Source organism: Microbispora sp. H10949 (genome assembly GCF_014161435.1).
GTDB classification, from domain to species: domain Bacteria; phylum Actinomycetota; class Actinomycetes; order Streptosporangiales; family Streptosporangiaceae; genus Microbispora; species Microbispora triticiradicis.
In genome coordinates this window covers 572,011-585,713 of record NZ_JABBWZ010000002.1, presented here as the reverse complement: position 1 = coordinate 585,713, position 13,703 = coordinate 572,011, and the positions used below count along the sequence as shown (strand labels likewise).

Below are 13,703 nucleotides of genomic sequence, written 5' to 3'. Positions count from 1 at the left end.
GAGCCTCCACCGCCGCCCCGGCGCGTACCTCCGCCGTCTGTCACGACCCGGCCACGACAGATGTCACGGCCGGCCGCGCCTGCCCCGGACGTCGCACCGTCCGATCGCTAGATCGGATCTAGCGGCCGGGTGACCGGGATCTGGCGCCTCCTCCGTGAAGGACTGAACGGAACGGAGACGACAGACCATGCGGGACCGCACGACGGACCTGGCGATAGAGACATCGGGCCTGGTCAAGATATTCGGCAAGAACCGAGCCGTGGACGGGCTCGACCTGAGGGTGCCCGCGGGCACCGTGTACGGCGTGCTCGGCCCCAACGGGGCTGGCAAGACGACCGCGGTCAAGATGCTGGCGACCCTGCTGCGCCCGGACGGCGGTGAAGCGAGGGTCTTCGGCCACGACGTGCTGCGCGAACCCGACGCCGTGCGCGCCCGGGTGAGCCTGACCGGCCAGTACGCCTCGGTGGACGAGGAGATGACCGGCACGGAGAACCTCGTCCTGCTCGGCCGGCTGCTCGGTCACCGGAAGGCCGCGGCCAGGGACCGGGCCGCGCTGCTGCTGGAGGCCTTCGGGCTGACCGACGCGGCGGCCCGGCAGGTCAAGACCTACTCGGGCGGCATGCGCAGGAGGCTGGACATCGCGGCCAGCATCCTCAACACGCCCGACCTGCTGTTCCTGGACGAGCCCACGACCGGCCTGGACCCACGCAGCCGCAACCAGGTCTGGGACATCGTCCGGATCGTGGTCGCCCACGGCACGACCGTGCTGCTCACCACGCAGTACCTCGACGAGGCCGACCGGCTGGCCGGGCGCATCGCGGTCGTCGACCACGGCCGGGTCATCGCCGAGGGCACCCCCGGCGAGCTGAAGTCGTCCGTCGGCGCGGGCATGGTCCACGTACGGCTGCGCGACCCCGCGCAGCGGCCGACGGCCGAGCGCGTGCTGGCCGGGGAACTGGGCACCGCCGTCCATCTGGAGGCCGATCCCGTGGCGCTGACCGCCCGCGTCGCGGCGGGGGACGCGGACGCGGGCGCCGAGCGGGCCTCCCGCGCCCTCGGGTCGCTGGCCGCGGCCGGGATCGTCGTCGACGACTTCTCCCTCGGCCAGCCCAGCCTCGACGAGGCGTTCCTCGCGCTGACCGGCGCGCCCGCCGGGGAACGCGCCGAGGGGCACGGCGGAGAACGCGGCGGGGGAAGCGGTGGGGCAGGCGCCGGGGACCACGGCTCCGCTCCGGCGGACCGGCCCGCCGCCGGACCCGGCAGGCCCGCCGGGCACAGGTCGCACGAGATCCACGAGACGCACCACGACACGCACGAGACGCGGGAGACGACGGTATGAGCGCCACGACCACCGAGACCGGCACGTCCTTCGTTCCCGCGGCCGAGACGCTGGGCGCGGTCCTGGCCCCCGGGGCACGCCCACCGCGCCCCGGCGCCCTGTCGGCCTCGATGACCTTCGGCTGGCGGGCGATGCTGAAGATCAAGCACGTGCCCGAGCAGCTCTTCGACGTCACCGCGTTTCCGATCATGATGACGCTGATGTTCACCTACCTGTTCGGCGGCGCGCTCGCGGGCTCGCCGACCGAGTACCTGCAGTTCCTGCTGCCGGGCATCATGGTGACGAGCGTCGTGATGATCACGATGTACACCGGGGTCGAGGTCAACAAGGACATCGAGAAGGGCGTCTTCGACCGCTTCCGCACGCTGCCGATCTGGCGGCCGTCCACGATGGTCGGCTACCTGCTGGGCGACATGTTCCGCTACACCATGGCGGCGACGGTCATCCTCGTGGTCGGCCTGGTGCTGGGCTTCCGCCCGCAGGGCGGCGTCGTCGGGGTCGTGGCCGCGATCGCCCTGCTGGTGGCCTTCTCGTTCGCGTTCTCGTGGGTCTGGACGATGTTCGGCCTGCTGCTGCGCAGCGAGAAGTCGGTGATGGGCATCAGCATGCTGGTGCTCTTCCCGCTCACCTTCCTCAGCAACGTCTACGTCGACCCGGAGACGATGCCGGGCTGGCTGCAGGCGTTCGTGGGCGTCAATCCCATCTCGCACCTGGTCACCGCGGCCCGCTCGCTGATGGCGGGCGGCGCCGACACCGGGGAGATCACCTGGGTGCTGGTCAGCGGCGCGGTGTGTGTCGCGGTCTTCGGCGCGCTGACCATGCGCCTGTACAACCGCAGGTGAGACGGAGGGTCACAGCCGCCAGGCGATCTCGTGATCGGGCTGGTACCGGCAGGTCGCTCCGGTGGAGACGGCGCCGCGCAGATGGGCGGCCAGGGCGGGGTGGAGCCCGTCGAGTTTGCGCAGGACGTCGCGGATCCGGGCGGTGACGGCCTTGCGGGCGCGTTCGGCCTCGTCGCCGAGGCGGCGGTCGCGCCCGCCGAGCCCCGAGGCGGCGCGCAGTTCCGCCAGCAGCGCCGCCCGCTCCCGGTCGAACTCCGCCGCCCTGCCGTCGTCGCCCCGCTCGACGGCCTGGTCGATCTCCTCGTCGAGCAGGGTGAGCCGGTGCCGGTAACGGGCCTTGGCCTCCTCGTCGAGGACAGCGTCGCCGCCCAGCCGCCGGGCGGCGACGACGATCCGGCCGCCCTCCGGGGCGAGGAGCAGTACGGCGGGCAGGTCGGCCCCCGGGTGGCTCAGCAGCCTGTGGAGGTCGCGCAGGCCCTTGGCATCGGGCACGCGCACGGTGCGGCCGGCGAACGTCAGCGTCCAGACCGCGCCGTCCCGCCGGAACTCGTCGCCCACGCCGGGCACGGGGCCGGGCGTGCCGTCCCGCGCACCGCCCGACGTACGGCCGGGTGAGCGGGCGGACGGGGACGCGCGCCGTCTCGCCCGGCGGGCGCGCTCCACGACGTGCCGCATGCCGAGCCGGTCCGCTTCGTTCTCCACGTCGGCCAGCAGCTTGCCGGCCGACTCCGCGTCGTCCGGACGGCCCCGGGCCAGCAGCGCCTCCGCGAGATGCGCCCGCGCCTCGACCGACCAGGGGCGGGCGAGGAGGAGGTCGGCGGACCGCCGGGCGGCGGTGAACCCCTCGATCGCCTCGTCCCACCGCTCCTGCGCCGCGTCGACGAGGGCGCGCCAGAAGACCATCGGGCCGCCGATGTCCCAGCCGTACATCGAGACCGCCCAGATGCCGGCGTACGGGTCGAGATCGGCCCGGGCCTTGTCGCACAGCCGCGGATCGCGCGACCACGCCGCGATCATGGCCTGGAACCGCAGCCACAGGGGCCGGGCCGAGCGCGGGCACGGCTCTCCCCCGGCCGTCGCGTCGCGATAGTGACGCAGCGCGGCGCCGCCGTCGCCGCGCAGCAGCGCGGTCATCCCCTCCAGCAGCCCCGGACAGGGATGCCGGCTCCGGCGCAGCACGCGGTGCACCTCGTCGAGGTCGTCGAACCTGCCCTGGAGCAGCCGTACGGCCCAGCGGTGGTGATGCAGCATGTAACCGAACTGGTCGTGCCCGTGCTGCCAGGTGAACCCGGTGAGCTCGTCGAGCACGCTCTCCGCCTCGCCGAAGTCGCCGGTGAGCGCGGCGATGATGCTCCGGTCGGCGAGCGTGGCCATGTCCATGCGGGGCAGGTCGCTCCGGCGGCCGAGCACGACGAACTCCCGGAACTGGGCGAGATATCCCGGGTCGCCCTGTTCGAGGAGCGCCACCCAGCGCAGGGCGGCGGCGACGCTCTCCATCTCCACGTCGGCCGTGCGCCGGGCCAGCGCCTGCACCTCGCCGGTGAGCTCCGCCCGCTGCGCCGCCGTGCCCGGGCCCCAGATCGCGGCGTGATAGGCCCACAGGCCGAAGGTCAGCGCCTCGTCGTCCTGGCCGCGCTTGGCCAGCACCACGACCCGCACGGCCAGTTCCCGCGCGAGACGCTCGGGGGAGAGCTCCTCGCCGGGCGCACGGCCTTCCCCGAGCAGCGCGCCGTGCGCCTCCCGCAGCAGGCCGGCGGCGAACCGGTGGCCGTCGCCGCCGGACAGGTCGCCGGCCTCGCCGCAGGCGCCGTGGACGGCCAGCGCCACGCGGGCCAGCAACTCGGGGTCGCCGGCCTCCCGGGCGACGGCGGCCGCCTCCTCGAAGGCCCGCCGCCCGCCCTCGTGGTCGTCGACCTGGACGAGCTCGCGGCCCAGGTCGATCGCGATCACGACCCGCCTGCGCGGCTCACCGGCCGCCGCGAGCTCCAGCGCCCTGCGGTAGTGCCCGATCGCCTCCTCGACCGCCAGACGGCCCGCGGCGCCCCGGGCGGCGGCGAGCAGCCGGTCCACCGCGACGGACACCTCGATCCGCTCTCCCGCGAGGTAGGCGTGCCGGGCCAGGTCCGCGGGCAGGACGTGCTCGGCCAGGCCGGGCGACCCGTCGACGGCCCGGACGACCGCGGCGTGCAGGCGGGGCGCCTCTCCCCCCTCCGGCGACCCGCCCGGCGATCCGTCCGGCGGCTCGTACAGCGATTCGTACAGCGTCTGCCGGACCAGGTCGTGGGCGAACGCGAACGTGTCTCCCCCGCGCTCAACGACGAGGCGGGCGGCCACGGCCTGGTCGAGCAGCCGTTCCAGGTGGGGAACGGGGGTCTCGGCGACGGCGGCCAGCACCTGGCGGTGGAACTCCCGGCCGAGCACCGCGGCGGTGGTGAGCAGGTCGATGACCGGCCGGGGCAGCAGGGACAGCCGGCGCAGCAGGGTGTCGCGGACGCCGGGGGCGATGGCGGTCACGGAGCCGCCGCCGCTCCACAGCCGCGCCGTCTGCTCGACGAAGAACGGGTTGCCGCCGGTGCGCAGGTGCACCTCGGCGACCAGATCGGCGGACGGCTCCCGGCCGGCGGCGCGGGTCATCAGCGCGCCGACCTCCTCCCGTCCCAGCCCGGTGAGCGTGATCGTCGCCGCCCGCGCCGTCAGCGGCAGCACGAGAGGGCGCAGCGGGTGATCCGGCGACTCCACCTCGACGTCACGGTAGGTGCCGACCAGCAGCACCCGCTCGAACCAGGTGTGCTGCGCCGCGAACTCCAGCAGCCGGAGCGTCGCGGGATCGGCCCAGTGCAGGTCTTCGAGGACGACCACGAGGGGACGGCTCTGCGAGACCGACACCAGGGCGCTGGTCACCGCGTCGTACAGCCGGAAGCCGTCGGCCGCGTCGGCCCCCGGCGACTCTCCCAGCAGGGCGGACAGGCCGGTGCCCCCCGCCTCCTCGGCCGCCGCCCACTCCCCCGGCGCGGCGCAGCGCCGCAGCCCGCGAAGGACCTGCACCCAGGGCCAGTAGCCCGGCGCGCTGTCGGAGTCCCAGCACGACCCGCCGAGCACGAGCGCGCCCAGGCGCCTGGCCTCCTCCGCCACGCTGGCGACGAGCGTGGTCTTGCCGATGCCGGCCTCACCGGCGACCAGCACCAGGCCGCCGTGGCTGGCGACCGCACGTCCGATCTCGGCACGCAGCAGCGCGGCAGGATGCTCCCTGCCGAGCAGTCCGGTGATCGCGCCATCGATTCGCATGCCGCTCCGAAGGTATCCGCCCGCTCCGACAATTCACGGCCGCCGGGGATCTCTCGCCGTACGGTACCGCGTCTCCTCGGCCGTACGGCGCCGCGGACGCTCAGGCGAAGAACTCCGTCAGGATGCGCGCCAGTGCGGCCGGCCGCTGCAGCACCGCGTGGTCCTCCCCGGGCATCACCCGCAGTTCGGCGCCCGGGAGGGCCGCCGCGACCGCCTCCGTCGCCTTCGCGAGGCCGGGCGAGGGCTGGTCGCCGTAGACCGCCAGCACCGGCACGCCGACCCCGGCGACCCGCTCGTGCGGCCTCCCCTGCCAGGGCGCGGTGACCAGCACGTCGTACGGCAGGCTGGGGGCCTTGTCCGCCATGAACGCCCACCCCTCGCCGGCCTTCATCCCGGCGACCGCCTCGGCCGGGACGCCGACCGCCTCACGGAGGAACAGTTCGGTCGCGCCGTCGCGGTCCCCGGCCGCGACCAGCTCCCTGAGCCGGTCGTATACGCCGACCGCCGGGCCCGGCTGGTCCTCGTCGGCGTGGTACGGCGGTTCGTAGACGGCGACCCGGTCGATCGGCAGCCCGCGCCCGGCCGCCTCAAGCACAAGGATGGCGCCGGAGGAGTGGCCGAACACCGAGGCCCGGCCGCCCGCGTGCGCGATGACGGCCGCCAGGTCGGCGACCTCGTTCGCCACCTGGTAGTCCTCGCTCCTGTCGTCACTGGCCCCCCGGCCGCGCCGGTCGTAGGTCAGCACGGTGAACGCCGGTGCGAGTTCGGCGGCGAGCGCGGCCACGGTCGAGCGGTCGTTGAACGCGCCGCCGACCAGGATGACCGGCGCGCCCTCGCCGATCGTGTCGACGGCGAGGGTTGTGCCGTCCTCGGAGGTGATGGTCTGGGTCATGTCTGCCGGCCTTTCGGGTTGGCTCACGGTCGGGTTCAGGAGTGGGGCTTACGGCCGGGTGAAGGTGACGTGCGTGACGCCGCTGGGAGTGGACACCGACTCGACGCGGAAGCGCTTCTCGAGTTCCTCCAGCCCGTCCCACAGGCGCTCGCCGCGGCCCAGGACGATCGGGACGACGGCGACGTGCATGTGGTCGACCAGGTCCGCGGCCAGGAACTGGCGGACGGTGCTCGGCCCGCCGCCGATGCGCACGTCGAGGCCGCCCGCCGCCTCGCGGGCCTGACGCAGCGCCTCCTCGGGGGTGGCGTCGACGAAGTGGAAGGTGGTGCCCCCTTCCATCTCCACGGAGGGCCGGGGGTGGTGGGTCAGGACGAAGACCGGCGTGTGGAACGGCGGGTTCGGCCCCCACCAGCCGTTCCAGTCGTGGTTCTCCCACGGGCCCCGCTGCGGCCCGAACTTGTTGCGGCCCATGATCTCCGCCCCGATGCCCGTGTCCCACGTGCGGACTATGGCGTCCTCGACCCCGGTGCTCCCGCCGGTCTTCCCCTGCATGGCCTGGAAGGTCCGCGTCTCGAAGAACCACTCGTGCAGGCGTTCGCCCGCGTGGCCGAACGGCTCGTCGAGGCTCTGCCCCTCGCCGGTGGCGAAGCCGTCCAGGGAGACGGCGAAGTTGTGCACCCTGACACGTGACATGGTTGATCTCCCGATCTCCAAAGGTGATTGCGGATTGCAATCACTAAGAAGGAGCGTAGACTGGGTGATTGTAAAACGCAACCAGTTGGAGGTCGGCGATGCGAGACGAGCCCCGGTCGGGCTGCCCGATCAACGGATCGGTGGAGGCGCTCGGAGACAGGTGGAGCCTCATCGTGCTGCGCGACGTGATCTTCGGTGGGCGCCGGCACTTCCGCGACCTGCTCGCCAACTCCATGGAGGGGATCGCGTCGAACATCCTCAGCAGCCGCCTCAAGGCCCTCGTCGCCAAGGGGCTCCTGACCCACGAGGAGGCGGGGCGCGGACGACGGGGGACCTACAGTCTCACCGAGGCGGGCATCCAGACGGTCCCGATCATGGTCGCGCTCGGCTCCTGGGGCCTGCGCCATCTCCCGACGACACCGGCGCTGGCCATCCGGGCGCGGTTGCTGGAGGAAGGCGGCCCGCCCCTCTGGGAGGACCTGATGGACGAGCTACGCGAGGCGCACCTCGGCGTCCCCCGCCCGGACCCCGGCCGCCCCCGCGCGTCCCAACTACTCCAGGACGCGTACGAACGGGTCCTGGCGACGTCATCGACAATGGAAACATGACATCCGAAGTCGTCGAACTCAGTCATGTGGTCCGGCACGGCATGATCACCTATCCGGGCCTGCCCGCACCGGAGATCACCGATCACCTGGCGCGCGAGGACTCCCGGGGCCGTTACGCCCCGGGCGTCGAGTTCCAGATCGGCCGCATCGCGATGGTGGCGAACACCGGCACGTACCTCGACACTCCGTTCCACCGGCTCGCGGAGGGCGAGGACCTGGCCCAGATCGACCTGTCCCGGCTGGTCGACGTCCCCGGTCTGCTGATCGACGTCTCCGGATCCCACCGGCGCGGCATCGGCGTCGACGCGTTCGAGGGCCACGACGTCAGGGGGCGCGCGGTCCTGCTGCGTACGGGCTGGGACAGGCACTGGGGCAGCCCGGCGTACGGCGACCCGGAGCATCCCTTCCTGACGGCGGACGCGGCCGCCCTGCTCGCCGACCGGCAACCGGCCGTCGTCGGCATCGACAGTGTCAACATCGACGACATGGCCGACGGGCTCCGCCCGGCCCATACCGCCCTGCTCACCGCGGGCGTTCCGATCATCGAGCACCTGCGCGGACTGGAACGGCTGCCGCAGACCGGGTTCCGGCTCCACGCGGCGCCCGTCGCCGTGTCCGGCATGGGCACGTTTCCCGTCCGCGCGTACGCCCTCGTCCCCTGACCTCCTTATCCTCAGGCGTACAGCATGGGCAGGTCGACCAGGAGGACGCGGGGGTCGCGGGCGGCGGCCTCGGTGAGCGCGGGATCGAAACCGGCGCCGCTGTAGAGCGCGAGCACCGTGTCGCGCGTGTCGAGCCCTCGCATGTGCAGCTGGTCCCTGGCCTGCGCCAGGCGCTTCAGGTGGCCGACGTTCATGGTCTGTGACCACTTCGCCTCGCCGACCGACAGGAGCCGGCGCGGGTGGTCGTCCTGCGGCGCGAGGGCGATCACGTCGACCTCGATGTTCTGCCCCCTGCCGCCGCCGGGGGCGATCCCCGCGGCGACCTCGGTGGCGTACTCGCCGTCCCAGTCGTGGGCGAGCGCGAACTCCCGGCAGACGTGCTCGAAGTGCGGGCCCACCACCTGCGCCGCGAACCTGGCTCCGGCGCCCCGCCACACCCGGTCGGCCCATCCCCGCTCCAGCAGGCTCCAGGCCGGACGCATGATCGCCTCGTAGAACGTGACGAGCGGCTCGGCGACCCGGTAGAGCGAGCGCTTGCGGATGGAGTCGATCTCCTTGCGGATGAGCCGGCAGTCCTCCAGCACGGCGAGCGGATGGGCGATGTCGGTCGCCTTCCGCTCCATGTGCCCCGCGATGCCGCCCCGCGTGTTGTTCCCGGCCGCGATCGCGCCCAGGACAGCGTGGTAGAGCGCCTCGTCGCGGATCTCCATCTCGTTCGTCAGCAGGTATCGGGCCTCGCGGAAGAGCGGCACCGCGGGGTCGAGCACCCGTCTGACCACCCAGTCGTCGAGATCCTCGCCCGGTGCCTCGTGGTCGACGAAGCCGGTCCGGTACGCCGGCGTCCCGCCCACGATGGCGTTCACCTGGAGCGCGAGCCGGGGGTCGTCGATTCCCCAGAACCGCCGGGCGAGCCGATGGTCGAAGGGCTGCACCACCAGGTCGAGCGACGCCCGCCCGCGCAGCGGCGCCTGCCCGGCGAGCAGCCTCCCCATCACCGACATCGCGGACCCGGCGAGCACCAGGCGCACCCGGCTCCCGGTTCTCCGATGCGCGCCCCGCCCGTCGATCTCCCGCTGGAGGATCGAGGGGATCGAGGGATCGGCCTTCGTCAGGTACGGGAACTCGTCGAGGACGATCAGCCGGTCACCGCAGTGATCCAGCAGGTGGACGACGGCCTCGTCCCAGTTGGCGAACGCCAGCGTGCCCGGCACCCCCAGGTAGGCCGCGACGGCCGTGCCGAACTGCCGGAGCGCGTCAGCCGACGTGGACTCGACGGCCACGAAGTAGAAGCCGCCGTAGACGTCGGCGAGCGCCTGCAGGAGGAACGTCTTGCCCTGGCGGCGGCGGCCGCTCACCACCGCCAGCCGCATCTCCGGGCTCGGCGACTCGGCGAAGGCGGTGAGGGCGGCCCATTCGCGATCACGGTCGAAGATGTGGGCGGGCTTCATGGCCCCTCTCGGTATAAGTGCGCTTCTTATAAGTGGACTTCTTAGAAGTGTACTTATACAGATGGCGATCTCAGTGGTCCGGCGCGAAGTGGGAGAGGACCTCGGGGTTGGCCATGGCGTCGCGGTTGGCCGCCCGGTCGACGGGCGTGCCGAGCAGGATCTTCCGTACGGGGACCTCCAGCTTCTTGCCCGACAGCGTGCGGGGAATGCCGGGGACCTCGTGGATCTCGTCGGGCACGTGCCGGGGCGACAGTTCGGTGCGCAGGGCCGTACGCAGCCGGGAGACCAGGTCGTCGGACAGCGCCGTGTCGTCGGCGAGCGTGACGAAGAGCAGCAGCCTGCCCTCCTGGCCGAGTTGCCCGGTGTCGATGACCAGGCTGTCGGCGATCTCCTCGAACCGCTCCACGACCCGGTAGAACTCGCTGGTGCCCATGCGCACCCCGCCGCGGTTCAGGGTGGAGTCGGACCGGCCGTAGATGACGCAGCCGCCGTCGGGGAGGATCTTGATCCAGTCGCCGTGCCGCCAGACGCCCGGATAGTCGGCGAAGTACGACTCCCGGTACCGGTCGCCGGAGGGGTCGTTCCAGAACATGACCGGCATGGACGGCATGGGCCGGGTGATGACGAGTTCGCCCACCTCACCGACGATCGAGGCCCCGGAGGGGTCGAACGACTCGACGGACGCGCCCAGGCAGCGGCACGGGATGACGCCGGCCCGGATCGGCAGCAGCGGGACCGGGCCGACGAACCCGGTGCACACGTCGGTGCCGCCGGAGAACGAGCCGAGTTGCACGCCGGGCCCGACCTCGGAGTAGACCCAGGCGAACCCCTCCGGCGGCAGCGGCGAGCCGGTCGAGCCGATGCCGCGCAGCCGGTCGAGGCCCTCCGGCTTCAGCCCGGCCTTCATGGACGCGACGATGTACGGCGCGCCGGTGCCGAAGTAGGTCACGCCCTCCTCGGCGGCGAGCCGCCACAGGGCCTCGGTGCCGGGATGGGCCGCGCTGCCGTCGTACAGCAGGACGGTGGCGCCGGCCAGCAGGCCGCCGATGAGGTAGTTCCACATCATCCAGCCGGTGGTGGTGTACCAGAAGAACACGTCCCCCTCGCCGAGGTCCTGGTGGAAGGACAGCGACTTGAGGTGCTCCAGGACGATCCCGCCGTGGCCGTGGACGATCGGCTTGGGCAGGCCGGTGGTGCCCGAGGAGTAGAGCACCCACAGCGGATGACCGAACGGCACCCGCTCGAACTCCAGCGGCGCGAACTCGGCGCGCAGGTCGTCCCAGCTCGGCGCGCCGTCGGGCGCCTCCGCGCCGAGCCGCGGGATCCAGACGGTCGCCCGCAGCGTCGGCAGCTTCCCGGCGATCTCGCGCACCACCTCCGACCGGTCGTACGCCTTGCCGCCGTAGCGGTAGCCGTCCACCGCGATCAGCACCTTCGGCTCGATCTGCGCGAAGCGGTCGGTCACGCTGGGCGCGCCGAAGTCCGGCGAGCAGGAGGACCAGATCGCCCCGAGCGAGGCGGTGGCGAGGAAGGCGATGAGCGCCTCGGGGATGTTCGGGACGTAGGCCGCGACCCGGTCGCCGAGCCCGACGCCGAGCCGCACCAGCCCCGCCCGGACCCGGGCGACCTCCTCGCGGATCTCGCCCAGCGAGTACTGCCAGCGGCTGCCCGACTCGTCGCGGAAGACCACCGCCGTACGGCCGGGGTGGCCGCGCAGCGCGTTCTCGGCGTAGTTGAGGGCCGAGCCGGCGAACCATTCGGCGTCCGGCATCGTTCCACGGATGACGGGCCCGTCGCCACGCGTGCCGATCACGCCGAAGTAGTCCCAGATGGACGTCCAGAAGTCGGCCGGAGACTCGACCGACCACTTCCACACGTCCTCGTACGTACCGGTGTGGCCCAGCCGTTCCATGTACCGGGTGATCCGGGCGGCACGCACGACGTCGGGCGTGGGTTCCCAGAGCAGAGCGCCTTCCTCGACCATGCCCCCCATCTTCGCCATGCCCGGGCCAGGTGTCACCCTCGCGGCCCACACAGAACACCCCTGTCATATGTGGGTTCTGAGCTGGTCGATCGCGATGCGGGCGGCGGCCCCGATCGCGGCGTCGGCCCGCGGCTGGTTCTGCGCCGTGCTGAGCGACCGGGTGAAGACCGCCACGGCGTAGCGCCCGCCGTCGGGATACTCGACCACCCCGACCTCGTTGCGGAGCGTGGGCAGCGTGCCCGTCTTGCCGCTCACCGCGACGTCGTCGAACGGGAAGCCCGAGGCCAGCCGGTGCGGCCACACCTGCAGCGCCATGAGGCGGCGGACCGCCGCGCAGGAGGCGGCGCCCGCCGCCTCGTCCCGCCAGATCATGGCCAGCAGCCGGGTCATCTCGCGTGGCGTGCTCCGGTTGCTCCGCTCCGGATGGAGCGCGCGCAGCCGTGCCACCACCTCGGGGTCCGCGCACGCCTGCATCAGGGCGGCCTGGTCCGCCACACCCGCGTCCTCCCACAGGCTGGTCAGCATGTCGCGGCAGTCGTGCACCACCCGCGTCTCCGTGAGCCCGAGACCGTCGAGCAGCGTGTTGACCGCCTCCCGGCCCACCCGGGCCAGCAGCACGTCGGCCGCGGCGTTGTCGCTCACCGTCATCATCAGGTACGCCAGGTCGCGCAGCGACAGCGTGGCGTCGTCCAGCATCGCCGCCAGCCCGGTGCCCCCGCGCGTACGGCCCTCCGCCGGCACGCGGACGAGCCCGGCGAGGTCGAGCAGCCCGCGCTCGGCCTGGCGGTGCAGTTCCACCAGCAGGGGCAATTTGAAGACCGACGAGAGCACCACCGGCTCGCCGGCCCGCAGGCCCACCTCGCGCCCGCCGTCGACGTCGACGGCGTGCAGCCATCCGGTGACGCCGGCGTTGCGGAAGACGCGCTCCAGCGGATCCACGCCGGGGCTCACGCGAGGAACCCGGTCGCCGGGCGCGGCGCCACACGGGGCGTGGGCGGCGCTCCCTCGTCCACCATGCCCGCGCTCTCCTTCAGCACCCGTACGGCCACGGCCGTGAAGTCTCGCACGTACGGCCCCGGCTCGGCCCGCCAGGCCGGGAGGCAGCGCCAGGCCAGCGGCGTGCCCGCGAGCGGCCGCCACACCACCCCCGGCGTCTCCGCGGGGGCGCCGAACGCGACGGCCGTGCCGGACAGGACCAGGCCGAGGGCGAACTCCGCGCGGTCGGTGCAGGTGATCGCGGCAGGAACGAATCCGCCGCGGCGGCAGGAGGCCAGCGTGTCGTCGTACAGGCCGGGCTCGGCGTCCCGGGGGAACAGCACCAGCTCCCGCCCGGCCAGGTCGCCGAGGTGCACGGTCGCCCAGGCGGTGAGCTCGTCGTCCTCGGCCAGCAGGACGCCCGGGTGCCGGACGAGCACGGGCCCGTAGGCGAGCCCGTCCGCGGCGACCGGATGCCGCAGCAGCCCGACGTCGAGCCTGCCCTCCAGCAACGCGGCGACCTGCGCGGCCGTGCCCATCTCGGCGGGCGACAGCCGTACGTCGGGGCGGCGGTCGCGGAACCCCGCGATGAGCGCGGCGAGCACGGGTGCGCCCAGGTCGGCGGGCACGCCCGCACGCACGACCGCCGCGTCGCCGCGCGCCAGGTCGGTCATCAGGTCGCGCATCCGCTCCACCCTGGCGACGATCTCACGGGCCTCGGGCACCAGCAGCCGGCCCGCTTCGGTCAGCGCGACCCGGCGGCTCGACCGCTCGAACAGGCGCATGCCCAGCTCCTCCTCCAGACGCCTGATGCGCTGGCTCAGCGGCGGCTGGGCCATGCCCAGCCGCGCGGCCGCGTTCCCGAAGTGCAGCTCTTCCGTCACGACGAGGAAGTAGCCGAGATGCCGGACAAGGTCCACGAGCTGGGAGCATATCCAAATCGCACATGAAGCGCGTTCATATCCATATTGGACA

General features: G+C 73.0%; 11 protein-coding genes. 4 read left to right on the top strand and 7 right to left on the bottom strand.

What is annotated here, in order from left to right; all coding sequences use genetic code 11:
- The first annotated feature begins 187 nt into the window (after window positions 1-187).
- Together HHX40_RS06805 and HHX40_RS06800 are read left to right on the top strand one after the other, a co-directional pair.
- Window positions 188-1,339, top strand: coding sequence for an ATP-binding cassette domain-containing protein (locus HHX40_RS06805; RefSeq protein ID WP_182879816.1), 1,152 nt, complete (start codon window positions 188-190; stop codon window positions 1,337-1,339).
- Window positions 1,336-2,181 carry an ABC transporter permease gene (locus tag HHX40_RS06800; RefSeq protein ID WP_182879815.1) on the top strand — a complete coding sequence of 282 codons (846 nt, stop codon included), beginning with the start codon at window positions 1,336-1,338 and terminating at the stop codon, window positions 2,179-2,181. Before HHX40_RS06805 ends, HHX40_RS06800 begins: the two co-directional genes overlap by 4 nt.
- Before the next feature lie 9 nt (window positions 2,182-2,190).
- Here HHX40_RS06800 and HHX40_RS06795 read toward each other — a convergent pair whose 3' ends face one another.
- From HHX40_RS06795 to HHX40_RS06785, 3 genes are all read right to left on the bottom strand, one after another.
- Window positions 2,191-5,466 carry an ATP-binding protein gene (locus tag HHX40_RS06795; protein ID WP_182879814.1) on the bottom strand — a complete coding sequence of 1,092 codons (3,276 nt, stop codon included), beginning with the start codon at window positions 5,464-5,466 and terminating at the stop codon, window positions 2,191-2,193.
- Between the two features lie 100 nt (window positions 5,467-5,566).
- Window positions 5,567-6,358 (bottom strand): alpha/beta fold hydrolase, encoded by a 792-nt coding sequence (locus HHX40_RS06790; RefSeq protein WP_182879813.1) that lies wholly within the window; start codon window positions 6,356-6,358, stop codon window positions 5,567-5,569.
- Window positions 6,359-6,406: 48 nt separating this feature from the next.
- Window positions 6,407-7,051, bottom strand: a complete 645-nt coding sequence (locus tag HHX40_RS06785; RefSeq protein WP_111699377.1) for a dihydrofolate reductase family protein — start codon at window positions 7,049-7,051, stop codon at window positions 6,407-6,409.
- A gap of 98 nt (window positions 7,052-7,149) precedes the next feature.
- Here HHX40_RS06785 and HHX40_RS06780 point away from each other — a divergent pair, with 98 nt between their 5' ends.
- Both HHX40_RS06780 and HHX40_RS06775 read left to right on the top strand, forming a co-directional pair.
- Complete coding sequence (locus HHX40_RS06780; RefSeq protein WP_182879812.1) at window positions 7,150-7,659, top strand: winged helix-turn-helix transcriptional regulator; 510 nt, start codon at window positions 7,150-7,152, stop codon at window positions 7,657-7,659.
- Entirely contained in the window at window positions 7,656-8,321 is a 666-nt protein-coding gene (locus HHX40_RS06775) for a cyclase family protein (RefSeq protein ID WP_182879811.1), read from the top strand. The genes HHX40_RS06780 and HHX40_RS06775 overlap by 4 nt, the downstream gene beginning before the upstream one ends.
- An 11-nt stretch (window positions 8,322-8,332) precedes the next feature.
- On the opposite strand, the gene HHX40_RS06770 is transcribed toward HHX40_RS06775, so the two are convergent.
- The 4 genes from HHX40_RS06770 to HHX40_RS06755 form a co-directional block, all read right to left on the bottom strand.
- Window positions 8,333-9,769, bottom strand: a complete 1,437-nt coding sequence (locus tag HHX40_RS06770; RefSeq protein WP_182879810.1) for an AAA family ATPase — start codon at window positions 9,767-9,769, stop codon at window positions 8,333-8,335.
- Window positions 9,770-9,839: 70 nt separating this feature from the next.
- Window positions 9,840-11,753, bottom strand: a complete 1,914-nt coding sequence (locus HHX40_RS06765; RefSeq protein WP_182879809.1) for an acetoacetate--CoA ligase — start codon at window positions 11,751-11,753, stop codon at window positions 9,840-9,842.
- A gap of 63 nt (window positions 11,754-11,816) precedes the next feature.
- Window positions 11,817-12,704: a serine hydrolase gene (locus tag HHX40_RS06760; RefSeq protein ID WP_310737971.1), complete on the bottom strand. Its 888-nt coding sequence runs from the start codon at window positions 12,702-12,704 to the stop codon at window positions 11,817-11,819.
- On the bottom strand, window positions 12,701-13,648 hold the full coding sequence (locus HHX40_RS06755; RefSeq protein ID WP_182879808.1) for a LysR family transcriptional regulator: 948 nt from the start codon (window positions 13,646-13,648) through the stop codon (window positions 12,701-12,703). Before HHX40_RS06755 ends, HHX40_RS06760 begins: the two co-directional genes overlap by 4 nt.
- Window positions 13,649-13,703 lie beyond the last annotated feature (55 nt).